The sequence below is a fragment of the Collinsella sp. TF10-11AT genome (assembly GCF_003437565.1).
Classification (GTDB): domain Bacteria; phylum Actinomycetota; class Coriobacteriia; order Coriobacteriales; family Coriobacteriaceae; genus Collinsella.
The window spans coordinates 23,288-50,122 of record NZ_QSQW01000008.1; the positions used below are offsets into that span (position 1 = coordinate 23,288).

At 60.7% G+C, this 26,835-nt stretch carries 20 protein-coding genes and 1 tRNA gene; 16 read left to right on the forward strand and 5 right to left on the reverse strand.

What is annotated here, in order from left to right; genetic code table 11:
- Position 1 precedes the first annotated feature (1 nt).
- The 4 genes from DXC99_RS06580 to DXC99_RS06595 all read left to right on the forward strand — a co-directional run bounded on the left by DXC99_RS06580 (position 2) and on the right by DXC99_RS06595 (position 4,977).
- Positions 2-844, forward strand: a complete 843-nt coding sequence (locus tag DXC99_RS06580) for a nucleotide exchange factor GrpE (RefSeq protein ID WP_117583638.1) — start codon at positions 2-4, stop codon at positions 842-844.
- A gap of 107 nt (positions 845-951) precedes the next feature.
- Positions 952-1,917: a DnaJ C-terminal domain-containing protein gene (locus DXC99_RS06585; protein ID WP_117583637.1), complete on the forward strand. Its 966-nt coding sequence runs from the start codon at positions 952-954 to the stop codon at positions 1,915-1,917.
- 72 nt (positions 1,918-1,989) lie between these two features.
- Complete coding sequence (locus DXC99_RS06590) at positions 1,990-2,406, forward strand: heat shock protein transcriptional repressor HspR (RefSeq protein ID WP_055250809.1); 417 nt, start codon at positions 1,990-1,992, stop codon at positions 2,404-2,406.
- Between the two features lie 270 nt (positions 2,407-2,676).
- Positions 2,677-4,977: a hydratase gene (locus DXC99_RS06595; protein WP_117629676.1), complete on the forward strand. Its 2,301-nt coding sequence runs from the start codon at positions 2,677-2,679 to the stop codon at positions 4,975-4,977.
- Between the two features lie 272 nt (positions 4,978-5,249).
- On the opposite strand, the gene DXC99_RS06600 is transcribed toward DXC99_RS06595, so the two are convergent.
- Complete coding sequence (locus DXC99_RS06600; protein WP_117583635.1) at positions 5,250-5,918, reverse strand: hypothetical protein; 669 nt, start codon at positions 5,916-5,918, stop codon at positions 5,250-5,252.
- Positions 5,919-6,152: 234 nt separating this feature from the next.
- On the opposite strand from DXC99_RS06600, the gene DXC99_RS06605 reads away from it, so the two are divergent.
- From DXC99_RS06605 to DXC99_RS06620, 4 genes are all read left to right on the forward strand, one after another.
- A complete protein-coding gene (locus tag DXC99_RS06605; protein ID WP_147329350.1) occupies positions 6,153-6,824 on the forward strand; it encodes a hypothetical protein in 672 nt (223 codons plus the stop codon).
- 286 nt (positions 6,825-7,110) lie between these two features.
- Positions 7,111-9,738 carry an ATP-dependent chaperone ClpB gene (gene clpB / locus DXC99_RS06610; RefSeq protein WP_117629677.1) on the forward strand — a complete coding sequence of 876 codons (2,628 nt, stop codon included), beginning with the start codon at positions 7,111-7,113 and terminating at the stop codon, positions 9,736-9,738.
- Positions 9,739-9,869: 131 nt separating this feature from the next.
- Entirely contained in the window at positions 9,870-10,055 is a 186-nt protein-coding gene (locus DXC99_RS06615; protein WP_233502909.1) for a hypothetical protein, read from the forward strand.
- Positions 10,056-10,213: 158 nt separating this feature from the next.
- On the forward strand, positions 10,214-11,566 hold the full coding sequence (locus DXC99_RS06620; protein WP_117629679.1) for an ATP-binding protein: 1,353 nt from the start codon (positions 10,214-10,216) through the stop codon (positions 11,564-11,566).
- A 44-nt stretch (positions 11,567-11,610) separates the two neighbouring features.
- Here DXC99_RS06620 and DXC99_RS06625 read toward each other — a convergent pair whose 3' ends face one another.
- From DXC99_RS06625 to DXC99_RS06635, 3 genes are all read right to left on the reverse strand, one after another.
- The gene (locus DXC99_RS06625) at positions 11,611-13,113 is read right to left on the reverse strand and encodes a hypothetical protein (RefSeq protein ID WP_117629680.1); all 1,503 of its coding nucleotides are present in this window, start codon (positions 13,111-13,113) and stop codon (positions 11,611-11,613) included.
- A 238-nt stretch (positions 13,114-13,351) separates the two neighbouring features.
- Positions 13,352-14,359: a DUF5692 family protein gene (locus DXC99_RS06630; protein ID WP_117629681.1), complete on the reverse strand. Its 1,008-nt coding sequence runs from the start codon at positions 14,357-14,359 to the stop codon at positions 13,352-13,354.
- A 62-nt stretch (positions 14,360-14,421) separates the two neighbouring features.
- A complete protein-coding gene (locus DXC99_RS06635; RefSeq protein WP_117629730.1) occupies positions 14,422-15,084 on the reverse strand; it encodes a TetR/AcrR family transcriptional regulator in 663 nt (220 codons plus the stop codon).
- Positions 15,085-15,274: 190 nt separating this feature from the next.
- Here DXC99_RS06635 and DXC99_RS06640 point away from each other — a divergent pair, with 190 nt between their 5' ends.
- From DXC99_RS06640 to DXC99_RS06670, 7 genes are all read left to right on the forward strand, one after another.
- The gene (locus DXC99_RS06640) at positions 15,275-18,052 is read left to right on the forward strand and encodes an FAD-dependent oxidoreductase (RefSeq protein WP_199408883.1); all 2,778 of its coding nucleotides are present in this window, start codon (positions 15,275-15,277) and stop codon (positions 18,050-18,052) included.
- A gap of 194 nt (positions 18,053-18,246) precedes the next feature.
- Complete coding sequence (locus DXC99_RS06645) at positions 18,247-18,675, forward strand: hydrogenase maturation nickel metallochaperone HypA (protein ID WP_117629682.1); 429 nt, start codon at positions 18,247-18,249, stop codon at positions 18,673-18,675.
- A gap of 400 nt (positions 18,676-19,075) precedes the next feature.
- Positions 19,076-20,065: a PTS sugar transporter subunit IIB gene (locus tag DXC99_RS06650; RefSeq protein ID WP_006235196.1), complete on the forward strand. Its 990-nt coding sequence runs from the start codon at positions 19,076-19,078 to the stop codon at positions 20,063-20,065.
- An 18-nt stretch (positions 20,066-20,083) separates the two neighbouring features.
- A complete protein-coding gene (locus DXC99_RS06655) occupies positions 20,084-20,902 on the forward strand; it encodes a mannose/fructose/sorbose family PTS transporter subunit IIC (protein WP_117629683.1) in 819 nt (272 codons plus the stop codon).
- A gap of 16 nt (positions 20,903-20,918) precedes the next feature.
- A complete protein-coding gene (locus DXC99_RS06660; protein ID WP_117629684.1) occupies positions 20,919-21,839 on the forward strand; it encodes a PTS system mannose/fructose/sorbose family transporter subunit IID in 921 nt (306 codons plus the stop codon).
- Positions 21,840-21,959: 120 nt separating this feature from the next.
- Positions 21,960-22,358 carry a DUF956 family protein gene (locus DXC99_RS06665; RefSeq protein ID WP_117629685.1) on the forward strand — a complete coding sequence of 133 codons (399 nt, stop codon included), beginning with the start codon at positions 21,960-21,962 and terminating at the stop codon, positions 22,356-22,358.
- Between the two features lie 40 nt (positions 22,359-22,398).
- Positions 22,399-22,474: transfer RNA gene (locus tag DXC99_RS06670), tRNA-Arg, on the forward strand.
- Positions 22,475-23,101: 627 nt separating this feature from the next.
- Here the strand turns inward: DXC99_RS06670 and DXC99_RS06675 are convergent.
- A complete protein-coding gene (locus tag DXC99_RS06675) occupies positions 23,102-23,350 on the reverse strand; it encodes a helix-turn-helix domain-containing protein (protein ID WP_117629686.1) in 249 nt (82 codons plus the stop codon).
- Positions 23,351-23,474: 124 nt separating this feature from the next.
- Between DXC99_RS06675 and DXC99_RS06680 the strand changes: the two genes are divergently transcribed.
- Entirely contained in the window at positions 23,475-26,831 is a 3,357-nt protein-coding gene (locus DXC99_RS06680; RefSeq protein WP_117629687.1) for a hypothetical protein, read from the forward strand.
- Positions 26,832-26,835: the final 4 nt, after the last annotated feature.

Genomic DNA, 26,835 nt, shown 5'->3' on the forward strand with positions numbered 1-26,835 from the left:
CATGTCCGCCCGTAAAGCTCGCACGGAGGCGGCCGCCGCTGGCGCCGCCCCCGTTGACTCTGAGGAGAAGGACGTGAAGATTCCCGTAGAGGCCGTCGACGATACCGAGGCCAACGAGGCCGAGGCCGCCGAGGCTGCCGAGAACCAGGTAGAGGATTCCAACAAGGAGGCGACGATGACCGAGGACGAGATGGTGGAAGCCGCTATCCGCGCCGGTGAGGAAGCCGCCGACAACGACTTTAAGCTCAAGTTCGAGCAGGCCCAAAAGGAGCTTGCCGACGTACGCAGCGAGCTCGATGCTGCGGCAGAGGCTCAGAAGGCCGCCGAGGACAAGGCAAAGGACGCCACCGAGCGTACCGCCCGTCTGCAGGCCGACTGGGAGAACTTCCGTCGCCGCACCGCCAGCGAGCGTATCGCAGAGCGCGAGCGCGCGACCGAGAAGCTTGTCACCGCGCTGTTGCCGGTGGTTGACGATATCGAGCGTGCAATCGACCATGCCCGTAGCCAGGAGCTTTCCGACGACTTTAAGCAGTTCGTCGATGGCGTTGATGCGGTGCATGCCAAGCTGCTCGATGTGTTTGCGCACGAGGGCGTTGAGCCCATCGACCCCAAGGGCGAGGCGTTCGATCCGCTCGAGCACCAGGCCGTGGGGCGTGTCGAGGACGCATCGCAGTACGACGAGACCGTCAACGACGTGTACCAGAAGGGCTACCGCATGGCGGACCGCATCCTGCGCTCCGCGATGGTGACGGTGACCTACGGTGGCGAGAAGCGCCCCGCACCGGAGCCCGAAGCGGCGCCCGAGGATGCTGCGGCCGATACGGCTGAGAGCACCGAGGAGTAATTGAGAAGGGCCCCGGGGCAACACCCGGGGCCCTTTCTGGCCTAGTGCCATATGACAGTATGAGCCGCCGCCCGTTGAGCGGTGGATGAAACAGGAGAGGAGCTACGATGGCTGCAGGCAAAACCTTCTATGACATCCTGGGCGTATCCAAGAGCGCCTCCGACAAAGAGATCAAGAGCGCGTTTCGCAAGCTCGCGCAAAAATACCACCCCGATGCCGGCGGCGACGAGGCCAAGTTCAAGGAGATTAGCGAGGCTTACGAGACGCTTTCGGACGAGAAGAAGCGCAAAGAGTACGACCAGATGCTCATGTTCGGCGGCATGCCGGGCGCGGGCGGCGCGTATGGCGGCGGCTACGGTGCCGGCGCGGGCGCCAGCGGCTGGGGCGATATCTTCGACAGCATCTTTAGCGGCAACGGCGCTTGGGGCAGCGATTGGGGCTCGGGCTTTGCCGGGGCTGCGGGTAATGCCGGTGCCGGTGCGGGTCGCAGCCGTGCTCGCAAGGGCGGCGACCTGTCGCTGACTGTCGACGTGACGGCCGAGGACGCGTTTCGCGGCGTGACGCACAAGGTCACCTATCGCATTCCCTCGACGGGCGAGCAGCAAACCATTACGGTCTCGGTTCCCGCAGGTGCGGTCGACGGCGGCAAACTACGCTACAAGCGTCGCGGCGAGTATGGCGTTGCGGGTGGCGAGCGCGGCGACCTGGTCGTGACCACGCATGTGGAGGAGCACCCGCTGTTTAAGCGCAAGGGTGCCGATGTGACCATGGAGGTACCGATCTCGGTTTACGAGGCGGCGCTCGGCTGCACGGTGGATGTGCCCACACCCGGCGGCGCGACGGTTCGTCTGAAGGTGCCGGCGGGCACCCAGACGGGCAAGAAGTTCCGCTTTAAGGAGATGGGCGCGCCCGATGTTAAGCACCGTGGCCGCACGGGCGCGCTGCTCGTCGAGATCAAGGTGCAGGTTCCCACGAACCTGTCCGACGATGAACGCGATGCCATGACCAAGCTGCGCGAGGCCGACACGCGCGACTATCGCGAGAAGGTCAATCGTTACAAGGCGACGTACTAGGGCGGTCGCGGCGCACGCCCACGCCCGCGGGCTTATGATGGACGATAACGAGACGGAAAGGGGTCAGGTAGCATGGCCGAGGACAATAGGAACAAACCGCTGTACATGATCAGCGTGGCGGCCGAGCTGACCGGCATGCACCCGCAGACTCTGCGCGTCTACGAGTCCAAGGGCTTGGTGAACCCCCAGCGCTCGGGCGGCAACACGCGTCTGTATTCGCGTGCCGATATCGAGCGCCTGGAGCTCATCAACCAGCTGACTGACGAGGGCATCAACCTTGCCGGCGTGGTGCGCATCCTCGATATGAAGGAGCGTGCCGAGGAGCGCGAGCGCGAGAACGAAAAGCTCCGCGCCCGCGTGCGCCAGCTCGAGGACGAGCTGCACGAGTATAAGATGCAGAAGAAGATCACCGCCCTGGCCCCGCGCGACGGCTCGGTCAACCCCGAGCAAGTCATGCGCAAACTGCTGGGCACGGGCGGCGACCTGTAGGCACTCATTGGGGACAGACTTAAATGAGTACCTGCAGAATGAGAGTGGATAATCTCCCGTTTTTTGCCTGTTTGCAGGCTCAAAGTGGGAGATTATCCACTCTCGTCATTTGAGCGTCTAAGTCTGCCTCCCCAGGACCTAACTCGTCCTCTGCTTTACTGAGATAAAGTGAACGCAGAGATTCGTAACCCACTCGCAACCGTTCTATGGCACGATATTGAACGAATGTATGCTATGCGCCCAAATCTTTTGGGCAGAGTGGGAGACAGTATGGTCAAGCTGTACGAGGACGGCATCTACCTGCGCGGCGGCAGCGAGGTTGTGCCTGCGGCCGAGGCTGCCGAGCGCGGTATTACGCAGACACCCGAGGATGCCAAGCGCGGCACCATCGCGTATTCGATCCTCCAGGCACACAATACGTCGGGCGACCCCGAGGCACTCAAGATTCGCTTCGATGCCATGGCGAGCCACGACATCACCTTTGTCGGCATCATCCAGACGGCGCGCGCTTCGGGCATGGAGCAGTTCCCGCTGCCTTACGTGCTCACCAACTGCCATAACTCGCTGTGCGCCGTGGGCGGCACCATCAATGAGGACGACCACGTCTTTGGCCTTTCCGCAGCCAAGAAGTACGGCGGCATCTTCGTTCCGCCGCACATCGCCGTCATCCACTCCTTTATGCGCGAGAACTTCGCCGGTTGCGGCAAGATGATCCTGGGTTCCGACTCGCACACCCGCTATGGTGCCCTGGGTACCATAGCCGTGGGCGAGGGCGGCGGCGAGTTGGCAAAGCAGCTGCTGCGCGACACCTACGATGTCGCCTATCCCGGCGTCGTGGCCATCTACCTCACGGGCGCCCCGCGCCCCGGCGTCGGCCCGCACGACGTGGCGCTCGCCATCATTCGCGCCGTCTTTGCCAAGGGCTACGTCAAGAACAATGTCATGGAGTTTGTGGGCCCGGGCATCGCGAGCATGACGACCGACTACCGCAACGGCGTTGACGTCATGACCACCGAGACCACCTGCCTGTCGAGCATCTGGGCCACCGACGAGGACACGCACGCGTTTTTGACCATGCACGGCCGCGGCGACGACTATCGCGAGCTCAAGCCCGCCGATGTCGCCTACTACGACGGTTGCGTCGAGGTCGACCTGTCGAGCATCAAGCCCATGATCGCACTGCCGTTCCATCCTTCCAACGGCTTTGAGATCGACGAGCTCAACGAGAACCTCGAGGACATCCTGCACGAGGTGGAGCTCGAGGCCGCCAAGATCGGCGAGGGCAAGACGCACTTTAGCCTGCTCGACAAGATCGTCGACGGCAAGCTGCACGTGCAGCAGGGCGTTATCGCCGGCTGCTCGGGCGGCAACTATGACTCCGTGGTCCAGGCTGCCCGCGTGCTCAAGGGCGCCAATACCGGCTGCGGCGAGTTCTCGCTGTCGGTCTATCCCACGAGCCAGCCCGTGGCGCTCGAACTTACACGCCGCGGCTACATCTACGACCTCATGGAGGCCGGCGCAATCGTGCGCACGGCATTCTGCGGCCCGTGCTTCGGCGCCGGCGACACGCCCGCCAACAACGGCCTTTCGATCCGTCACACCACGCGCAACTTCCCCAACCGCGAGGGTTCCAAGCCGGGTAATGGCCAGCTGAGCGCCGTGGCCCTGATGGACGCCCGCTCCATTGCGGCAACGGCTGCCAACGGCGGCGTCCTGACGCCGGCGACCGACCTGCCCGAGGACACCTGGGACGAGGCCTGCGAGTACACCTTTGACGACGCGCCGTACAAGAAGCGCGTGTACTGGGGCTTTGGCAAGGCGGAGCCTGCCGACGAGCTGGTCGAAGGCCCCAACATCAAGCCGTGGCCCGCGATGGAGCCGCTCGGCGACGACATCCTGCTCAAGGTTTGCTCCAAGATCATGGACCCGGTCACCACGACCGACGAGCTCATTCCCTCGGGCGAGACGAGCTCCTTCCGCTCCAACCCGCTGGGCCTGGCTGAGTTTACGCTGAGCCGCCGCGACCCGGCCTACGTGGGTCGCTCCAAGGAGGTCGACGCTGTGGAGAAGCGTCGCGTTGCCGGCGAGTCCGCGGGCGACCTGGCGGCGTTCGATGCCGAGCTTGCCGGTGTGTTTGAGGCGCTGGCCGGCGCGGGTGTCGCGGCCGATGCCAAGGCGACCGAGTTCGGTTCCATGATTTACGCCAAGAAGCCTGGCGACGGCAGCGCCCGCGAGCAGGCCGCGAGCTGCCAGCGCGTAATTGGCGGCCTGGCCAACATCGTCCACGAGTACGCCACCAAGCGCTATCGCTCCAACGTGATGAACTGGGGCATGGTGCCCTTCCAGATGGAGGCCGAGCCCAACTTTGAGGTGGGCGATTACGTCTTTGTGCCGGGTATCCGTGCCGCGCTCGATGGCGACCTGAAGGACATCGCCGCCTACGTGGTGCGCGCCGATGGTGCGGTCGATCAGATTGAGCTCTACATTGCCGATATGACGGCAGAGGAGCGTGCCATCGTCAAGGCCGGCTGCCTGATCAACTACAACAAGTTCAAGGCCGCTGCCGAGTAGCGCACTTAATTGTCCGCCCGGGGCTTACCCTTTCCCGCCCGCTCACGCGCTTCGCGAGGGCCGCGTTCGGGAAAGGGTAAGCCCCGGGCTACATTTCTGCGTTCTCGTTGGGTCTTGAGGGACGCTAATAAATAGACTTGCTTGATGCCGCCTCTGTTATCGGGGCGGCTTCTTTTTGTTGAAAACCACCACAAAGGGGGCAGGCACCTTTGTGGTGGTGGGGACGAGCTCGATGCTGTTGTGATCGTTGAGCGGCATGTTAATGGGCGGCTCTACAGAATTTCATCTGGGCTGGCGGGTTTGGTTGTTTTGGGGATGCCGAGTTTGGATGACGCGAAATCGTCAACATTGTCCTTAATTCCGTCTTTGGTGTAGACAGTGACCATATAGGTGCTGTGTCCGAATTCGCCCTTGTCGCGTGTTGCCCAGGCATCCCAGTAGGCGGCCCCGTTTCGCCCTTTGATTTTTCCGACACGGCGGAGTTCTGTTCGCTTTAATTTCTGGTTGCTATAGATGGTTCGACCGGCCTCCTCGGTGAGCCCGCACTGTCCAAGCATCTTGTCGAGGACTTGGTTCATGTGGCGCTCATCGGTGTTTGGTGCGTAGTCGTAGGCGAGGGTGATGAAGTCGAGTGGCTGGTCGTCGATTAGATAGTTTAGCGTCTGAGGTCCAAGGCAGAAATAGGGGGAGCATCCGTCGATCTGACCGAGCAGTGGCAACTTTGACTGCCAACTTCCGGTGGGAATTCCATCTTCGTAAAACACGCCGCGACAGATAAAGGAGAGCGAGGTGGCACGCGAGCCGGCGTCGACCATTCCGCATAAATCGAAGGGCGAGGTGATACCAAGGGAAAAGGGCGTGATGACGATAAGGAAGAGCATCACGATGGGTATGGCGAGAATGGCGATGACGTTGCGACCGGTGGAATGAGGCGGCTTCATATGCGCTCCTCGAGACAAAGATCTGTTGAGGATAGGCAGAAATGGATATGTTCAGAGAGCAATTCAAGTTTAATCTCATTGCGCGAGATGGTCGACCGTTAGCGTCGAAAACCACCACAAAGGTGCCTGTCCCCTTTGTGGTGGTGAGGAGCGCGCGGCTTCTTTTGGTAATAGTGTTAGCTGGCGGTATCATTAGTGCAGGTGGCGAAGGTTTGCATTGTGGGGTGTTTTGCCGTGAGCCGTTCTGCCCGTATTGGATTGATTGTCTTGGCGCTTGCGATCGCTGTGGTTGGCGCGGGCGCTGTCGGTATGGCATTTCTACCTGCTGCGGTGACGGAGCCGGTGGTCAAGCCTGTGACTCAATCTGTCGAACTTCTGACCGGCGACGACAAGCCCGAGACCATTACCGTTGATTTTGATGAGCAGCCGGCTGTGCTGGGTATTAGCAATTATCCGCGTATTCAGCTTGGGGCCATGCGCTATACCACGGATACAAGCCTGATCGATAGGGCGTCCGAGCTACTCAAGGGCAAAACATTTAAGCGTTGGTACGGATATGCGTCCTATCGGGCAAAAGCGAACGACATGGTTGGCGGATGCCACTCGTCCATCGAGCTGGACACTGCAAACGGCGCAAAGTTATGTGATGTCTCGTACGATCCGGGCTACGAGGGCAATGAGGGTCCGGGCATCTACATCATGGACGGCGATGTCGCCTATGTCATGGAGGGCGACCAGACCGAGCTCAACGATTTTATGGGTCAGTGTATCCAAGATGCCTATAAACAGACCTGCTTGCCTGACCCGCAGACTGCACGCGATAGTGGGTCTGCCCGTACATGGCTGTTCGAGGATGAGATGCCCTGGACCGTCGAATCGGGAAGTACGGGTTCGGCGAAGGAGTAGAGACCGCGACCACCACAAAGGTGCCTGTCCTCTTTGTGGTGGTTTTCGGTCTGTCTCGATCTGTAACATCTAGGATCAAAAATGGCTGCTAGATGTTACAGATCGAGACGGTAGCGCGCCTGGGCAGCGGCGGGCTGACATCTCAGTACCCTATCCGTAATTCACTCAGAAAATCTTATATATAGAGACTTAGATTTGTGTATAAGATCGCGTAAAGCTGGCAACAATACTTCTCGAACAACGTGAAGCCGCCCCGTAGGGCGGCCGCCCCAAGAGAGGTGATTCCATGAGAATCGATAAGCTAGCAATGACGTCGCGCGAGGCGCTGCAGACCGCCATGAGCACGGCTGCCGATGCACAGGCCGGCGCGGTGGAGCCGATCCACCTGCTGTCTGCCCTGCTCGGTGCCGGCGAGCGCAATATCTCCGTGATCATCGAGCGCATCGGTGCCGACCCGGCTCAGCTCGCACGCTCCACACAAGATGCCATCGACCATGCGCCCAAGGTGTCGGGCGAGGGTCAGCAGATGGGCCTGTCCAACGAGCTCGTTCGCGTGATCGAGAAGGCCGAGAAAAAGGCCACCAAGATGGGCGACAGCTTTGTGGTGACCGAGCATCTGCTGATGGCACTTGCCGAGGACAAGGGTGAGGCGGGTCGCGTGCTGCGTGGCGCCGGCGTGACCAAGGAGCGCATCGAGCAAGTCTACGAGGAACTGCGCGGCGATGACCGCGTGACGTCTGCCGAGGACAAGACGCAGTTTGAGGCGTTGGAGCAGTACGGTCGCAACATCTGCGATCTGGCTCGCGCCGGCAAGCTCGACCCGGTCATCGGCCGTACCGACGAGATCCGTCGTACTATTCAGGTTCTGTCCCGCCGCACCAAGAACAACCCCGTGCTTATCGGCGAGCCGGGCGTCGGCAAGACGGCCATCGTCGAGGGCATTGCTCAGCGAATCGTGGCCGGCGACGTACCGAGCACCCTGCGCGACCGCGACCTCATCGAGCTCGACATGAGCGCGCTGGTCGCCGGCGCCAAGTACCGCGGCGAGTTCGAGGACCGCTTGAAGGCCGTGCTCAAGGAAGTCCAAAAGTCCGAAGGCAAGGTCATCCTGTTCATCGATGAGCTCCACACCATCGTGGGCGCGGGTGCCACCGAGGGCTCCATGGACGCCGGCAACATCCTGAAGCCGGCGCTTGCCCGTGGCGACTTGCACGCAATCGGCGCGACTACGCTCGACGAGTATCGCAAGTACATCGAGAAGGACGCGGCACTCGCCCGTCGTTTCCAGACCGTGATGGTCTCCGAGCCCACCGTCGAGGACACCATCTCGATCCTGCGTGGCCTCAAGGAGAAGTACGAGATCTTCCACGGCGTGCATATCACCGATAGCGCGCTCGTGGCGGCCGCCGACCTCTCCGATCGCTACATCGCCGACCGCTTCCTGCCCGATAAGGCCATCGACCTGGTTGATGAGGCGGCAAGCCGCCTGCGCATGGAGCTCGACAGCATGCCGGTCGAGATCGATGCCACCACGCGTCAGCTCACCCAGCTGCAGATCGAAGAACAGGCGCTCATGAAGGAGACCGATGACGCCTCCAAGGAGCGTCTGGAAGCCCTGCGCCAGGAGATTGCCGAGGTCCAGGAAAAGCTCAACGTGCAAAAGGCCGGCTGGCTCAACCAAAAGAACGCCATCGACCACGTGCAGGAGCTTAAGGGCCAGCTTGACGAGGCCAAGAGCGAAGAGGAGCGCGCGACGCGCAATGGCGACCTGGGCCGTGCGTCCGAGCTGCGCTACTCCGTGATTCCGGGCCTGCAGCAGCAGATTCAGGATTCCGAGGCTGCGCTCGAGGCGCAAAAGCAGCAGGACGGCGAGGGCCTCAACGAACAGGTGACCTCCGATGAGATCGCTGAGGTCGTGAGCGCTTGGACCGGCGTGCCCGTCTCCAAGATGATGCAGGGCGAGCTCGACAAGCTGAAGGGCTTGGAGGGCGAGCTGCATAAGCGCGTCATCGGCCAGGACGAGGCGGTCTCCGCTGTCGCCGCGGCCGTGCGTCGCAGCCGTGCGGGCCTCTCCGATCCGGACAAGCCCATCGGCAGCTTCTTCTTCCTGGGCCCCACCGGCGTGGGCAAGACCGAGCTCGCCAAGGCGCTTGCCGAGTGCCTGTTCGATGACGAGCGTGCGCTCGTGCGTATCGACATGTCCGAGTACATGGAGAAGTTCAGCGTCCAACGTCTGATCGGTGCGCCTCCGGGATACGTTGGCTACGACGAGGGCGGCCAGCTCACCGAGGCCGTGCGCCGTCGTCCGTACTCCGTGATTTTGCTCGACGAGATGGAGAAGGCTCATCCGGATGTCTTTAACGTGCTGCTGCAGGTGCTTGATGACGGCCGTCTGACCGATGGCCAGGGTCGCCAGGTGTCCTTCAAGAACACGATCATCATCATGACGTCTAACGTGGGCTCCAAGGCCATCGCCGATCTGTCCGGTAAGGACGAGGAGGAGATGCGCCATCAGGTCGACGCGGCCATGGCTCAAACCTTCCGCCCCGAGTTCCTCAACCGTATCGACGATATCGTGGTGTTCCATCCGCTCGGCATGGCGCAAATCGAGAAGATCGTCGACATCCAGCTTGCCGATGTCCGCGCACGCCTGGCCAACGAGCGCATGACGCTTGCCATCACCCCGGCGGCCAAGCAGATGCTCGCCGTGGGTGGCTTGGACCCCGTGTTCGGTGCCCGTCCGCTCAAGCGCCTGGTCCAGCGCGAGGTCGTGGACGCCATCGCCGCCGCCATCATCGACGGCACGGTGCGCGAGGGAGATCAGGTGACGGTCGATGTCGACAAGGACGGTGCTTTTACCGTCGTGTGCGACAACACGCCGGCGGCCACTTACGAGGTCCCCGACGCCGAGTAGGCTTTTGGGCATGCCTTAAAATCTACCAGCCGTCTCTAAACGCCAAGGGCGGCGGATCCAATGGGGTCCGCCGCCCTTTTTCGTGCGACAATCGATGATGCTGAACGGATGCGATGCAAGGAGCTATGCAGATGAAAGACGAGATCAAGACAAGCGCGCCGGCGACCGATGCCGCACCCAAGCCTGCGCCTAAGCCGGCACCCAAGCCGCGCGATCCCTACATCCGCGCCGAGAACGAGGACGACGACGGCTACGATCCCTACAGCGATCGCCGCCCCGAGCGCGAGCCAATGTTCGAAGCTGACCCCTGGCGTTAAGTAGCTAATTTGGGTGTCGCGGGCTGCTAGTCTTGGACCTTGATGCTCGGTAACAGCAAAACTTGATTTTCTATTAATCAAGTTGCACGTAATCTTGCTCTCTAGCTAATCAAGAATCGGTATAATTTTGATTAGCTAGAGAGCAAGATTGGAGAATCATGGCATTCAACGACTTGATCGCCCAGAAAATAAAGGACTTTGAACAGCAGGGGGTTCCGCAGGTCTTTGAGCGCGACCTTGATCTGGGCAACCCGCAGGAGCCAAAGCGCGACAACATCGTATATGTGATTGTGGGCGCCCGTCGTTGTGGAAAGACGTATCGCCTGTATCAGGAGATGCGGCGGCTTCAGGGCCAAGGCGTCGAGCTTGACCGGATGCTATATTTCAATTTTGAGGATGAGCGCTTGCGTCCGTATGAGCCATCGCTACTAGCGGACGTGCTCGATACATTCTATGCACTATATCCTGCTGCTCGAGGCGAGGGCGCCTACCTTTTCTTTGACGAGATCCAGGAAATACCCGAATGGGGTGCGTTTCTGCGACGCGTGGTCGATACGGAGAAGGCGACCGTTTACGTGACGGGATCTTCTTCTAAGATGCTGTCCTCAGAACTTAAGAGCGAGTTCAGGGGCCGTTCTCTTGTGCGAGAGCTTTTTCCGTTGAGTTTTTCGGAATACGTCCGATATAAGACGGGGAGCGTTCCTGAGTCGAACGCGCCCTTCTCCTCGAGCGATGCAGCGTTGCTCCGACACCATCTGGTCGGATATCTCGAGCGAGGGGGATTCATCGCGACACTTGAGCAGACGCCCGCAGACGCGATTCAGCTGCTACAGGAATATGCGTCGCGAACGGTCGCCATGGACGTCGTTGAACGTTACGACGTCAAGAACCCCCGTTTGGCCTCGCTGTTTCTGGCGCGGTGCATGGCATCTTCGGGACGAGAGCTGTCAGTGAACAAAGTGTACAACGAGTTCAAGAGCAGACAGATATCCGTCAGTCGAAATACGCTCAGCGACTTACTTGAGTATTACGAGGACGCCTACCTGCTGTTTTCGGTGCCGGAATTCACGCGTTCGCTTGCAAATAATACGCGGTCTGCGTCTAAGGTCTACGCCGTCGATCCTGCGATGTTCGGAGCGTTCTCCCCCGCATCGGCACTGGATCAGGGTCAGAGGCTCGAGACCGCGGTGTTCAATGCGCTCAGAAGAAGGACCCCCGTCGTGCGGCCCGGTTCGGTTTGCCGCCTGCTGATTAAAGATAAGAATAAAAGCCATGAGGTGGACTTTGTGGCTGGGGATGCACTGCTCATGCAGGCTTACGGCCTGATTCAGGTAAGTGTGGATATGACAAGCGAGAAAACGCGCGAGCGCGAAATTGCCGCGCTCGATGCCGCGATGGTCCAGTTTGATCTTGGCGAGTCGGCAATCGTTACCATGGATGAGCAGGCCGATATTCCATGCAAACACGGCGTGGTACATGCTGTGCCCGCATGGAAGTGGCTCCTTTCCTAATCGTCTATGGATTTGCGAGGCCAGGACTCAGGTGTCATGGTCCGCTAGTCCTGGGCCTTGATGCTCGGCAGGAGAATCTGGGCGAGGTAGTCGGTCTCGAGTTTGGTCGCGGCGTCGGCCTTGCCGTCTTTGCCGACCAGTACGTTCTTGATCTGGCTATAGGTGTAGCGGTTGCCGGTCGTGAGCTCGACAAGCTCAATGGCCGAGTCCATGGGGTAGGTCGACACGGGATTCTGCGTCCGTCCGTTGATGGTCTGGGGCACCACGTACGGATAGACGGGGCCGCTGGCGTAGACGGTATAACCGTTGCCTAGATTGGCCGCACCCAAAACCGTATCGCCCTCATCGGGCGTAAAGCTCTCGCCCTCGCGCACCGCGACGAGCGTCACAATCGGCGTATCGCTGTCGCCGGCAAGATAGATGCATAGCGTGCTGCCATTTTGCCAAGTCTCGACCTTGCCGTACCATTCGACGGGGATATCGAGCTGGTAGAGGTCGGTTGCCTTGTGACGGGCGTCGGCATCACGGGCCGCCTGTGCCTTTTGCGCGCTCACGGCATTGACGGCGGCGTCGCGCCGCGCGGTTGCCGCCTGCTGGAGCACCTTGGCGGTGGCGGCGGAGCTCGCGCCTCCCTCCTCGGCATATTTGGCGGCGGCATCGATCTGGTCGTCGGTTACCGTGTCGGCCGAAGGCACCTTGAGCTTAAAGGCGGCTTGGCTGCTTAGGTCTTGTCCGTCGCTCTTGATCGTGACCTGCGCCTTGGTGGTCGGCACGGTATAGACGGTGCCGTCGGACGCGATGGGGGAGGCGGCAATGGAGAGCGTGTAGTCACCGGGTAGCAGTTTGATGCCACGGCCGTGCTCGTCAACATAGAGTGTTTCGCTCACAGAGGAGCCGTCAGAATCCTGGCCGCTCACCTGTACGGGAATCTTGGAGCCGGTGGAACAGTCGAGCCCCGCGGCATGTACACCAATCTGCACCGACATCATCGTGTGGGCATTGGCGGCGGCGATGGCAGCCTGCTCTTGCCGGTATCCGTTCCAGGCTGCGTAGCCTGCGCCGCCGGCGACGAGCGCAACGACCACAGCGCCGGCGACCATCAGATTGCGGCGCTTGGGGGACATCTTGCGGTGACGGGCCTCGGCCTCATGTGCCGAGGGAACGGACGGCAGGGGAATATCGCCCATGGCGATGGTCTCGTCCACGGCAGGCGCGGAGCCTAAGCCAGGGAGCTCGCGGGTGAGCGAGTCGTCGGCAGGCAAGCTGTCGAGCAAGATGGTTTCCTCGCTCGTGTCGGATTCGGGCTGGTCGTCGGCCTCGCATTCGGATTCCTCGTGCCCAGCCTCATCTTCGGTGGGCGCGGCGCCATCGTCTTTTGCATCCTGATCATCGGGCTGCGCCTCGATTTCCGGCTCATCCTGCACATCAACGCTCGAATCGTCAAACGCAATCTCGGCCAGCGCGATCTGGTCTAGGCTCTCCAGGGCCTCGGCACACGCTTCTGCATCTTGGGCCGCATCCTCTTGGCCCGTCGTCTCATCTTTCATATATCCCCCAAGCTCGATATCGGGACAACACTGTACCCAAAAACGGGGCTCCATAGAGCCGCCGCATGATTTGAAATCCGATTTTATATATGCGCGTGTTTTTGAATAGATGAATAGAGGCGCAACGACAAAAAGCCCCCGGAAAGCGAGCGAAACGCTTTTCGGGGGCTCTGCGAGACATTGGATTGAAAGGCCTGGTGAGCGGGCCTATGCCCAAGTGCCAACAGCGGCCAACATGTTACTCGGCGTGCGCGTAGTCAACCTTGGCGCGGCGAGCGGTGGCCTTCTCCCAATCGCTGGTGCCCTCAAAGACATCCTGCTTGTAGGGATTGCGGCCGAGCTTCTTGGCGCGGTAGGCGATGTAGATGATCGCGGCGACGTTGGCGACCAGTGCGGCGATCGAGACCGCGGTAGCGGCGCCGGGGTCGAGCGTGGAGTGGGTCACAAAGATGGACTCCTCCTGGAAGTAGGGGAACACCTGGGCAAACATGCACCAAATAGCCAGCGTAAAGGCGCGGTTCTGGATCCAGCCGCCCTTGTTCCAGATAAAGGCGGCGACGGTGGGCGCCAGCAGCAGCGCAAAGCCGCAGAACCAGGAGTGGGTGGGCAGGCAGTTGTAGGTGTAGCAGAAGTTCCAGATGTCGTAGGCGATGATGTAGACCCAGGTCATGTCGGGCCACAGCATGTCGGTCTGATCCTCGGAGGCGTAGACGCTCCACCAACCGGTCATGCAGAAGATGTTGATGATACCGGCGATGCCGTTGAACACGTTGTTCCAGCCGGCAAGCTGCGTGGCGCCCTCGGAGGTGACCCAGGTGGACTCGCCCAGGACAAAGAAGTGATAGGCGCTCTCGAAGTCGGATATGACGGCGATCATGATGTTGATGGCAACGATCACAAACGGCCACGCGCGGAACCAATGCGCCTTGCCGATCTTGCCCCACTGATACTTAATGGCAATGAAGCCCCAGCAACCGGCCAGCGCCGCGTATACCTTGGCGTAGTGGAACCAGCTGTTCTGGTACACATGGGTGGGGTTGGTGAGCGCCCACTCGGCGCCCTGTGAGACGCCGATGGCGATGGCAACGCAGTAGATGGTCATGGCAAGCGGAGCTACGCCAAAGATGATTGCCGCGCCCAGCTTGGTGCGGCGGCCGACCTCGTTGAGCACGATCAGGCCGATAAAGACCATCGCCCAGCCGACCCAGTGGATAAGGGTATCGCTACCCCAAACATCGAACAGCATGCTGCTCTCCTTTCATGCGCCCGCGTCCCCTCTTCCGTCGCGGGCAGTTTGGCAAAATGTCGTCAGTTCCTGGGCTTGCGCTCGGGATACTTGGCGGTGTAGCCCTCGATGTGGAGCGTCGAGGCGATAATCTCCTTGACCGTCTCGTCGGGCACATCGGGGTGCGTGCGGATATACATCAACAGTCCCATGATGAGGGTGTAGAACGTCTCGTAAACATGGTCGATGCGCAGGTCGTGATGGGCGACAAAGTCCACCACGGTGGTGTCGCAAATGTATTGCGCCACGCGCTGGACCACGTTGTGCAGAAAGCCGCCGTAGAGCGCGCCGCTGCTCGAGGTGAGCGTGCTCGGTAGCTCGTGGCCGCTCACGACCAGACGCTTAAAGAGCGGAGCGACGGTGTCGAGCGCGCCTTCGATGTCGCCAACCGTGCGGCTGGCGTTCCACTGCTCGAGCTCGGAGATAAAGCCGTCGATCGCCTCGTCCATAACAGCGGTGACGGCGGCGTCCATATCGGCAAAGTAGTGGTAGAACAGTGAGCGCGTGCAGCCGGCCCGTTTGGTCACGGCCGATACCGAAAGATGGGATACGCCCAGCTCGGAGCTCACGTCGCGCACGGCGGCGAGAATCTCGCGACGGCGCTCGTCGCCTGTCAGGCGCTTTGCCGCGCTGTCGGGTGCGGGGACGGTGTCGGCAACAGAGATATTCGCCGTGTTATCGCCCATGCGTTTGCCGCCTTTCATCCTCTTTTGCCTGACCGTTCGCCTAACAGTCTTGAATATTGTTGACGGTTCGTCAATACTATTTTTGACACAATGTCAACAATGGCGGGTGAACGGCATGGGGGCATGCCCGGCCTGCAAAAAAAGAGGGGTGTCGCGGCCTCGCCGGGCTGTGGCAAGAGAAGGGACAACCATGATTCTCAACGGACCGGGAATTAGCTACACCGAGCCCGATATCGGTTCGGAGTTCGTGCCGCCGCTGCCGGAGCATCCGCGCGAGGCCATCGTCAAACTGTGCGAGCACTGCACCAACCGCCTGCTGCATCGCGATGAGCTGCTGGGCTACGAGTACTGGTCGTTTGCCGAGGCCGCAACCGACGAGCAGGCCGAAGTGCTCTGCAAGATGAAGATGCGCCGTCCCTATACGCTGCCCGAGATGGTCAAGCTCACCGGCATGCCCGAAGCCGATATCGAGAAGATGCTCGACGACATGAGCTACACGGGTCTGCTCGAGTACAACTGGGAAAACCCCGAGCGCGCCAAGCAGTGGGTGCTGCCCATGCTGGTGCCGGGTTCTGCCGAGTTCCTCAACATGCGCGTGAGCCAGCTCGAGGAGCACCCGGTCTACGCCAAGTTTTTTGAGCAGGCATCCAAGGGCCCGCTGTCCCGCGCCACGCCGATGGTGCCGCCCGGAGGCGCCGGTATCGGCATGCACGTCATTCCGGTCGAGAAGGCCATCGACGCCGCGAGCACCTCGGTGCCTATTGAGCATATCGAGCACTGGCTCGACAAATACGAGGGTAAGTATGCCGCTAGCACCTGCAGCTGCCGCGCGAGCCGTCGCGTGATGGGTGAGGGCTGCGCCGACGACCCGGCCGATTGGTGCATCGCCGTGGGCGATATGGCCGACTACGTGGTCGAGACCGATCGTGGCCATTACGTGACCCGCGACGAGGTTTACGACATCCTGCACCAGGCCGAGGACAACGGCTTTGTGCACCAGATCACCAACATCGACGGCGAGAACAAGGTCTTCGCCATCTGCAACTGCAACGTCAACGTGTGCTACGCCCTGCGCACCTCGCAGCTGTTCAACACGCCCAACCTGTCGCGCTCGGCCTATGTCGCCAAGGTCGAGAAGGACAAGTGCGTGGCCTGCGGTCGCTGCGTTGAGGTGTGTCCGGCCGGCGCCGCCAAGCTGGGCCAGAAGCTCTGCAGCAAAAAGGCGGGTGGACAGGTGCCCGAGTATCCGCGCCAGGAGCTGCCCGACGCCACCAAGTGGGACCAAACCAAGTGGTCGCCCAACTACCGCAACGACAACCGCATTGAGACGCATGAGTCCGGCACCGCTCCCTGCAAGACGGCCTGCCCCGCGCACGTTGCCGTTCAGGGCTATTTGAAGCTCGCGGCGCAGGGCCGCTATGACGAGGCGCTGGCGCTCATCAAGCGCGAGAACCCGCTGCCCGCTATCTGCGGCCGTGTGTGCAACCGCCGCTGTGAGGATGCCTGCACCCGCGGTCGTGTGGACGCCGCCGTGGCTATCGACGAGGTCAAGAAGTTCATCGCCCAGCGCGATCTGGACGCAGCGACCCGCTATGTCCCGCCCGTGGTGACACCGACGCGTGCCGGCGGCTTCGACCAGATGATCGCCATCATCGGTGCCGGTCCGGCCGGCCTGTCCTGCGCTTTCTACCTGGCCGAGAAGGGCTACAAGCCCGTCGTGTTCGAGAAGAACGAGCGCCCGGGCGGTATGCTCACTTACGGTATTCCCAGCTTTAAGCTGCAGAAGGACGTTATCGAGGCCGAGGTCGAGGTTATTCGCCTGATGGGTGCCGAGTTCCGCTATGGCGTGGAGGTCGGTCGCGACGTGACGCTCGACGAGCTGCGCGCGCAGGGCTTTAAGGCCTTTTACGTTGCCATTGGCTGCCAGGGCGGCCGCCTTGCCGGCATTCCGGGCGAGGACGCCGAGGACGTGACCGTGGCCGTCGACTTTTTGCGCGAGGTCAGCAGTGGCAAAATCGATGCGCTGCCCGGCCGCACCATCGTGGTGGGCGGCGGTAACGTGGCTATCGATGTCGCACGCAACGCCTGCCGTCTGGGCTCCGAGCACGTTGAGATGTTCTGCCTGGAGAGCGAGGCCCAGATGCCCGCCAGCGAGGAAGAGCGTCGCGAGGCCATCGAGGACGGCGCGCATATCAGCTGCGGTTGGGGCCCCAAGGAGGTCCACCTGGACGTGGCCGGTCGCGTATGTGGCATCACCTTTAAGCGTTGCACGCGCGTCTTTGACGACGAGGGCCGTTTTGCGCCCGAGTACGACGAGAACGACCTACGTCGTGTCGATGCCGACCGCGTGGTTATGTCCATCGGCCAGTCCATTGTGTGGGGCGACCTGCTGGCTGGCTCCAAGGTGGAGCTTGGCCGCGGTCAGGGTGCCCTTGCCGATCCCCAGACCTACCAGACCGCCGAGCCCGACATCTTTGTGGGCGGCGACGTCTACACCGGTCCGAGCTTTGCCATCGATGCCATCGCCGCCGGCCACGAGGCCGCCGTGTCCATCCATCGCTTTGTGCAGCCGGGATCCACGCTCACCATCGGCCGCAACCAGCGCCGCTACACCGCGCTCGACCGCGACGATGTCGTGATCGAGAGCTACGACAACGCGAGCCGCGAGGTTGCCCATGTGGACCGCGAGCGCGAGAAGGCCGCGCCGTTTAGCGAGTACGTCGAGACCTTTACCGAGGAGCAGGTGCGCGCCGAGACCGCCCGTTGCCTGGGCTGCGGTGCCTCGATCGTCGACCCCAACAAGTGCATCGGCTGCGGCCTGTGCACCACCAAGTGCGCGTTCGACGCCATCCATCTGGATCGCGACCGCCCCGAGTGCTCCACGATGGTTAAATACGAGCAAAAGCTTCCGAGCTTGGGTAAGTACGCACTCAAGCGCGCCATCAAGATTAAATTTGGTAGGCAGTAAGAAACGCAACAAGTAGGAGAACGGCGCAGAGAGCGGTTGGACAGCGAGCGAGTCCCAGGCGTGGCGAGGTGCCTTGAAAGAGGAGGGCATAGGGCTTTTGCCCATGCCCGACGATTGAAAGGCGGATCGTCCGTCTGGGGCTCGCGCAGCGTCAAGCCGACCGCCGTTCGTTAGAACGGCGGAAGGAATCAAAAGTGCACGAGCTCGGGATTGTTTATCACATCATTCGCGATGTTGAGAATGTGGCGCGCGCCAATGGTGTGCGTCGCGTTTCGAGCGTCACGCTGCTGCTGGGCGAGGTCTCGGGCGTCGTTCCCGACTTGCTGCTCGACGCTTGGCGCTGGGCGGCGGATAAAAAGCCTATCACGCAGGGCGCGGAGCTTATCGTGGAGCCCGTCGAGGCCGTGACGCATTGCGAGGCGTGCGGCTGCGACTACGCGACGGTCGAGCACGGCAAGACCTGCCCCCATTGCGGCAGCGGCGAGACATACCTGTTGCAGGGCCAGGAGGTCATGATCAAGCAGATCGAGACCCCCGACGAGGACCCGGCAGACGCTGCTCCTGGCGATCTCTCCGACGCCAACGATGCCGTCGACGCCGCCAACCCCCTCCACATCGCCTAACTTAGACATTGGGGACGTTCTTAAACGACCAGTCGAAAAAGAACGTCCTCAATGACTAGTCATTTAGGAACGTCCCCAACGACTACTTTGCTAGAGCATATTTCTTACCATTAGTCAAGCACCATCTGTTTAAACGAAATAGCCTCAACCCGAGCACATTTGTGTCTGTTTAAAACCGGCAATAATGAACAGCGTGCTCAATTCGGTCATGTACATAGATCAGTTATCAATCCTCAGCAGTAAATCAGCCAAAATGCTGGAATGTAATCAGGTTGTAATAAATCAAGACGTTTAAACAAATAATGCTACCTTTTGCAGTTTTTCATATAATTCTGCTGTGTTTGCAGCTATACTCTTTTTTGTCGTGTAGGAATTACGTAGACAAAAAGGAGGTTATGTGATGGTAAGTATTGTTCTTGCTAGCCATGGTGACTTGGCGGCTGGAATCAAGCAGACGGGCTCGATGGTCTTTGGCGATCAGCCGTCTGTAGCCGTGGTCTCGCTCGAGCCGAGCATGGGCCCCGACGACTTCCGCGCCAAGGTCGAGGAGGCAATCGCTTCCTTCGAGGACCAGGAGCAGGTGCTCTTCCTCGTTGATCTGTGGGGCGGCACGCCCTTCAACCAGATCAGCGGTCTCATCGAGGGCCATGATTCCTGGGCTATCGTCACCGGTGTCAACCTGCCTATGCTCATCGAGGCATATTCGCAGCGCTTTGACGCAAAGAACACTGCACATGCGATCGCAAAACATCTCGTGACTGAGGCTAAGGCCGGCGTGCGCGTCAAGCCCGAGTCTCTGGAGCCCGAGGAGAAGAAGCCGGCTGCGGCCGCCGCTGCTCCTGCAGGCGCCATCCCTCCGGGAACGGTCATCGGCGACGGGCACATCAAGATCGCCCACGTCCGTATCGACACCCGTCTGCTTCATGGTCAGGTGGCCACCACGTGGACCAAGCAGATCAACCCCAACCGCATCATCGTGGTTTCCGACGGCGTTGCTCACGACGAGCTCCGCAAGACCATGATCGAGCAGGCTGCCCCTCCGGGAGTCCATGCCAACGTCGTGCCTATCAAGAAGATGGCCGAGGTCGTCAAGGACACCCGCTTTGGTGACACCAAGGCGATGCTGCTGTTCGAGAACCCGCAGGATCTGCTCAAGGCCATCGAGGCCGGCGTCGACATCAAGGAAGTCAACATCGGTTCTATGGCCCACTCCAAGGGCAAGGTCGTCGTTACCAACGCCGTCGCTATGGGCGATGACGACGTCAAGACCCTCGAGGCCCTCAAGGCCAAGGGCGTCAAGTTCGAGGTCCGCAAGGTTCCTTCGGATTCCTCCGAGGATCTCGACGCCATGTTGAAGAAAGCTAAGGCCGAACTGGCCGCTCAAGCATAGTAAAGGAGGGTCCGATACATGTCCGCGCTTACTATTCTTCTAATCGCGATTATCGCGCTGCTTGCCGGTATGGAAGGCATTCTGGATCAGTTCCAGTTCCATCAGCCGCTCGTTGCGTGCACGCTTATCGGTCTCGTAACCGGTCACCTTCAGGAGGGCATCCTCCTGGGCGGCTCGCTTCAGATGATGGCTCTTGGTTGGGCTAACGTCGGCGCCGCTGTTGCGCCTGACGCCGCTCTGGCCTCGGTCGCTTCTTCGATCATCATGGTGCTCGCCCTCAACGGTGGCGCCACCGATTCGGCTAAGGCAGTTACCGCCGCCATCGCCGTCGCCGTGCCTCTGTCCGTCGCCGGCCTGTTCCTGACCATGATCTGCCGTACCCTGGCCACCGCTATGGTCCACGGCATGGACGCCTGCGCCGAGAAGGGCGACTTCGCCGGCATCGAGCGCTGGCAGTACGCCGGCATCCTCATGCAGGGTGTTCGTATCGCCATCCCGGCAGTGCTGCTGTGCATCATCCCGGCCGAGGCCGTTACCAACGCGCTTAACGCTATGCCCGACTGGCTGTCCGGCGGCATGGCTGTCGGCGGCGGCATGGTCGCTTCCGTCGGTTACGCCATGGTCATCAACATGATGGCCACCAAGGAGACCTGGCCGTTCTTTATCCTCGGCTTTGTCCTGGCTGCCATCCCTCAGCTCACGCTGATTGCCCTGGGCCTCATCGGCATCTCCCTTGCCCTCATCTACCTTGGCCTTAAGGACCTGGCCAAGCAGGGTGGCGGCATGGGCGGTGGTTCCGGCGACCCGCTCGGCGACATTCTGAACGATTACGAGTAGGAAGGGAGTGATACATATGGCAGAGAACAAGATTCAGCTTTCTAAGTCCGATCGTCAGAAGGTTTGCTTCCGTCATCAGTTCCTTCAGGGCTCGTGGAACTACGAGCGCATGCAGAACGGTGGCTGGTGCTACGCAATGATCCCTGCGATCAAGAAGCTCTACACCAGCAAGGACGACCAGATTGCCGCGCTTAAGCGCCACCTGGAGTTCTATAACACGCACCCCTATGTTTCCTCCCCCGTCATGGGCGTTACCCTCGCCCTCGAGGAGGAGCGCGCCAACGGTGCCCCGATCGACGACGTCGCCATCCAGGGCGTCAAGGTCGGTATGATGGGCCCGCTCGCCGGCGTCGGCGACCCCGCCTTCTGGTTCACCCTTCGCCCGATCTTGGGTGCTCTGGGTGCTTCCCTGGCTCTGTCTGGCAGCATTGCCGGTCCGCTGCTGTTCTTCTTCGCGTGGAACATTATTCGTTACGCCTTCGAGTGGTACACGCAGGAGTTTGGCTATAAGGTCGGCTCCTCCATCGCCAAGGACCTCTCCGGCGGTCTGATGGGCAAGGTCACCGAGGGTGCCTCCATCCTTGGTATGTTCATCATCGGCGCCCTTGTCGAGCGTTGGGTTTCCATCTCCTTTACCCCGATCGTCTCCAAGGTCACGCAGTCCGCTGGCGCCTATATCGACTGGGCTAATCTGCCCGCCGGCGCCGAGGGCGTCAAGCAGGCATTGACGATGTACAGCTCTGTCGGTGCCACCGCACTCGACCCGGTGAAGGTCACCACGCTTCAGGCCAACCTCGATCAGCTCATCCCCGGTCTTGCCGCCGTGTGCCTGACTCTCTTGGTCTGCAAGCTCCTCAAGAAGAAGGTCAGCCCGATCGTCATCATCCTGGCTCTCTTCGCCGTCGGCATCATCGGTCGCGTCTGCGGCTTCATGTAAGCACGCTTCGGCTTAAGACCGAGAGTTGCTAGGCAAGGGCTTTTGAGCCATTGAAACGGACCGCACCCGGTGGGTACACTGGATGCGGTCCGATTGTTTTTATTGGAGGGCGAGGCGCGTATGGCGCAATCTCAGAACAGCACGGTCGATCTGGCAACGCCGGCAACCTGCCTGATGGGGCTTACCAGTCACGGTAACGTGATGGTGGGCAATAAGGCGTTTGAGTACTATAACGAGCGCAATCCCGAGGATTATATTCAAATCCCGTGGGACGAGGTCGACTATATTGCCGCCGAGGTTTTGCGCGGCACCAAGAAGATCACGCGTTTTGCCATCTTTACCAAGGATAACGGCCACTTTACGTTTTCGACGCGCGATGACAAGGAAACGCTTCGCGCGGTGCGTAAGTACATTGACGAGGACAAGCTCGTTCGTTCGCCCGACTTTATCGATGTGACGGCCAAGGGCGCCAAGAGCATTCCCTCCGTCATCAAGAACCTTTTCCACAAAGGCAACTAGCCATTGGTAGCGGCGTAAATCTGTTACACTAGTACAGCATGCCTCCGTAGCTCAGGGGATAGAGCACCGCTCTCCTAAAGCGGGTGTCGACGGTTCGAATCCGCCCGGGGGCACCAGAAAAATCGCAGGTCAGGAGTTAATTTTGCTTCTGACCTGTTCTGGTTTTAGGGTTAAGAACTGCTTTTGTTTGTAAATCTGGTAAGTAAATAATTTAACTTACCGAGTTTTCCACTGAAAACAGGAAATCACCATTTTGGGGATAAAAAGTTTTCAACAGCCGTTAGTCGGTTCCATTTTGGTGAAGCGCTTCCTCAATTTGGGTAAAAAATTTCACCATTTTGATGATTCGGCTGCTTTGAGTTTTTGATAAAAACGCCTGTTCAGAAGCTTGCGCAATACCCATTTTGGTGAAACCAATTAATAGAGAAATATACTATAAAGATATAGGGACGGCGATGCCGTCCTCTTCGCTCGCGAAGCTCGCTGCGCGGCCACGTACCGTGTCCTTGCCGCCGACTAAGCCGTCGATAAAGATAGGGACAGCGATGCTGTCCCCCTTCGCTCGCGAAGCTCGCTGCGCGGCCACGTACCGTGTCCTTGCCGCCGACTAAGCCGTCGATAAAGATAGGGACAGCGATGCTGTCCCCCTTCGCTCGCGAAGCTCGCTGCGCGGCCACGTACCGTGTCCTTGCCGCCGGCTACGCCGCCGATTTATTCGCTCACTTCGTTCGCTGATTGATGGACTAATCCGATTTATCGCTGACACCAGTCATAAGTGCAGCAATTGATATGTTGAATCCATTGGCAATTTTAGAGAGGTTAGAAAGACTGACATTTCTTCGTCCGACTTCAATGCTCGCGTAGTAGGAACGATCCATCTCAATCAAATTGGCGAACTGCTCCTGGCTGTACCCGAGTCCAGCGCGGAGCTCTTTGCATCTCATGCCGAATGATTTCTGAAGCGTCTTCGTATCCATGACAAAAAGAGTCATGGATTGTTGTATTTATGCCAACGGACTATATACAACAATCCCTGTTAAGGCGCATAATTACCTTTATTGGAAAGAGTTCTGATGCCCAGTCGGATAGGGCACGGAAAAGGAATGGAACAGCACAATGACTCAGGGAAAGCATTTCGCTGCCGGTGGCGATCACTTCGCCGCACTGCCAAGCAAAAAGATTCACACTCCGAAGGGGATCGCGCGTCTGACCGTCACCGCGGCGACCATGGCCGCCATGACCGGATCGAGCCTCATCTCACCGTTCACGGCATTCGCCCAGACCGGTGACGGGGGCACGCAGCACCCCGCCGTGATGTCGCCGATCGCCGCCCACGCCGGCGCGGCATCCGGTGCCGGCGCGAAATCCGCCGCACAGACCATCGCGGACCTGCAGAAGGCAGTCGACGAGGCGAAGGCGAAGGAGGACGCCGCCAAGGCATCCTACGATGAGGTCGCCGGCCCCTACAACGAGGCGGCTTCCGCCCGCGACCAGGCCAAGGCATCCTACGATTCTGCAGTCAACGCCGGTACGGCAGCCGACCGTGCGGCAATGGACGAGTACGCCCGTCAGGTCGCGGAGGGCAAGGACGCCGCCGATGCCGCCGGCAAGCACCTCGAGCAGGCGAAGGCGGGTCTCGCAGACGCCAAGGCAGATGCATCCGAGAAGGACGAAGCGTACCAGTCCGCCATCAAGGCGGCCCAGAATGCCAAGGATGCCCTCGATAAAGCCAAGGCAGATGCCGTAAGCGCCACCCCGGAGGCAATCAGTGCCGCCGAGCAGGCCGTGCGTGACGCCCAGGCTGCCGTGGACAGGGCACAGGCCGAACTTAACAACGCCAACACGACGCTTGCCGATGCTCAGTCCAAGCTGGTTGCGGCCCAGTCTGCAAAGGATGCCGCCGATTCTGTCCTCGCTGCAGCCAAGCAGAACAAGGACGCGGCGGATGCGAAGGCCGCAGCCGCCAGCGCCGCCTACGAGAAGGCGAAAGCCGACCTCGCTGCAGCGGAGGCAGGTGCCAGCGGTCCGGAGTACGATGCGGCAAAACAGAAGGTCGCGGACGCAGAGGCAGCCCTCGCCGCCGCACGAGCGGCACAGTCCCAGTGCGAGTCCGAGCTCGAGCAGGCACAGTCCGCTGCGGCAACGGCACAGGCCGATCTGAATGATGCCCAGGCGTCCCTCTCCGTAAAGCAGCAGGCCGCGGCCGATGCCGAATCCGGTGTGAACGCCGCCCAGTCCGCACTCGATGCCGCGAACGCCGACCTCGATGCCGCCAAGCAGGCGAACGTCGACGCCATCTCCAAGCTGGATGCCGCGAAGCAGGCTGTCAAGGACGCTGAGTCCGCCAAGGCGGCCGCCGACGTAGAGCTCGCGAACGCCAAGGCGGCGAAGGATACCGCAGACGCTGCCGTGACCGCCGCCCAGCAGAAGGTCGACGAGGCACGGGCGAAACTCGATTCCGCCGACGCGCAGCTCAAGCAGGGAGCCATCGGCTTCTTCCGTGCCATGGGTGCCGATGACGCAGTCAACATCATCCTGAACGCCAAATATGCCGGAAAGACCGAAGTCGGCAACTCCAAGGACGCCACGTCCCTTGATAACATGCTCAATGCGATCAGGTGGATGAAGTCCGTCAACGACTACCGCAAGTCGGTCGGCCTGTCCGAGCTCCATGTCACCTACAAGCTCATCGCCGGTGCCATTGCGGATGCCAACTACAGCGACACCGTGCTCGATCATGCCCGTCAATATGATTTTGCCGAAAATCTGGCATGGAATTACGGAATCGATCCGAGTGGGCAGTGGATCGAGCAGGAGAAGGGCTTTTTCGACAAGGCAACGGAGGCCCTTTATGGAGTCACCGGTCTTGTCGGCAAGGATGCCTATGATTTCTATGCAAAGAACGGCGTCGCAATCAACCATTGGATTGCAGACAACTGCCGCTGGGAGAACGGCAGCAGCGGCACCGTCGGCCATTACATGAACATCATCAATCCCGAACTCGCCGTTATGGGAATGGCAACCTGCACCAAGGGCACCATGTCCGGGCTTCAGACGCAGTGCTACACCGCAGAGATCTCCGGCTGGTCCGGCTCCGGTTGGAACATGAACCCCATCTCCGTCGACGAGTACGAGCAGAAGCTGATCTCCTATATCAACGGTCTCAAGAACGCCAAGAGCGCACTCGACGCAGCCAAGGCCGATCTCGCATCCAAGCAGCAGGCAGCCGCCGGCGCCGCCACAACCGTCCAGCAGAAGCAGGTCGCAGCGGATTCCGCACAGGCAGACGTCGATGCCGCGAAGCAGGACGTCACCGATGCCCAGCGTGCCGTCGATGCCGCAAAGGCCGATCTCGCCGCCAAGCAGCAGGGCGTCACGGATGCCCGAGCTGGGTTGGATGCGGCGAAATCGAGCCTCGATGCCGCCAACGCGGCAGTCGTTACGGCAAAGTCGACCGTCCAGCAGAAGCAGGTCGCCTTTGATGCCGCCAACGCAGCCGTAACGACCGCACAGTCTAAGTTGGATTCCGCCAAGGCGGACACCGCTGCTAAGCAGCAGGGCGTGGACGATGCGAACGCCGACCTCGCGAAGTTCTTCCAGGACGTCGCCGACGCCAAGAAGGCGGTCGATACCGCAAAGAGCGTCCATGACGCGGCGGCAGCCGATCAGGTCGAGAAAGCGACCGTCCTCGCCGCCGCCGAGCAAAAGGCGGACGCCACCGCACGCGCCCTCGCGGATGCCCAGCGTGCCGTCGATGCCGCAAAGACCGACACCGGCGTTGCCGCCGACAGGCTTACCGGCTCCCAGACCGATCTCGAGGACGCACAGTCGAACCTCGACATCCTCACCGGTCTTGCCGCGAAGCTCGCAGAGGCACAGCAGCGCGAGCAGGATGCAGTAAGGGCCGTCAATGACACCAAGGTCGAACTCGATGCCGCGAAGGCAGCCGCCGGCGCCGCCGAGTCCCTGGTCTCCGCCGCCGAACAGGCGAAGGCGCAGGCAGACGCCAAGCTGTCGAAGCTGAACTCCATCGATGCCGGCGCGGCGATCGCTTCCGGCCGTGACGCGAACGCGGATGACGCCCTCAACGCGCTTTTCGCCGCAGCAGTCGAGGCACGTGCCAAGGTCGCGCCCGCCAAGGCCATCCTGGACGAGAAGCAGACCGCGGTGGACGAGCTCCAGCCCGGCTATGATGCGGCACTCGCCGCCTACGAGTTGGCGAAGTCCGACCGCATCGCAGCGGAGCAGAAGCTTTCCGATGAGATCGCACGACAGGAGGCAGAGGAGGTCGCAAAGCAGCAGGCGGCATACAGCCCGAAGCACCTCGCCGGCACGGATACCGCCCAGACCGGCAGCCTCGCCCAGACCGGTGACCGCGCGGGACTCATCGGCGAGACGTTCGTCATCGGCGGTACCGTCCTCGTGGCGACCGGCGTCTTCCTCGACCGGAAGAAGCGCCGCGAGCAGATGTAAAAGC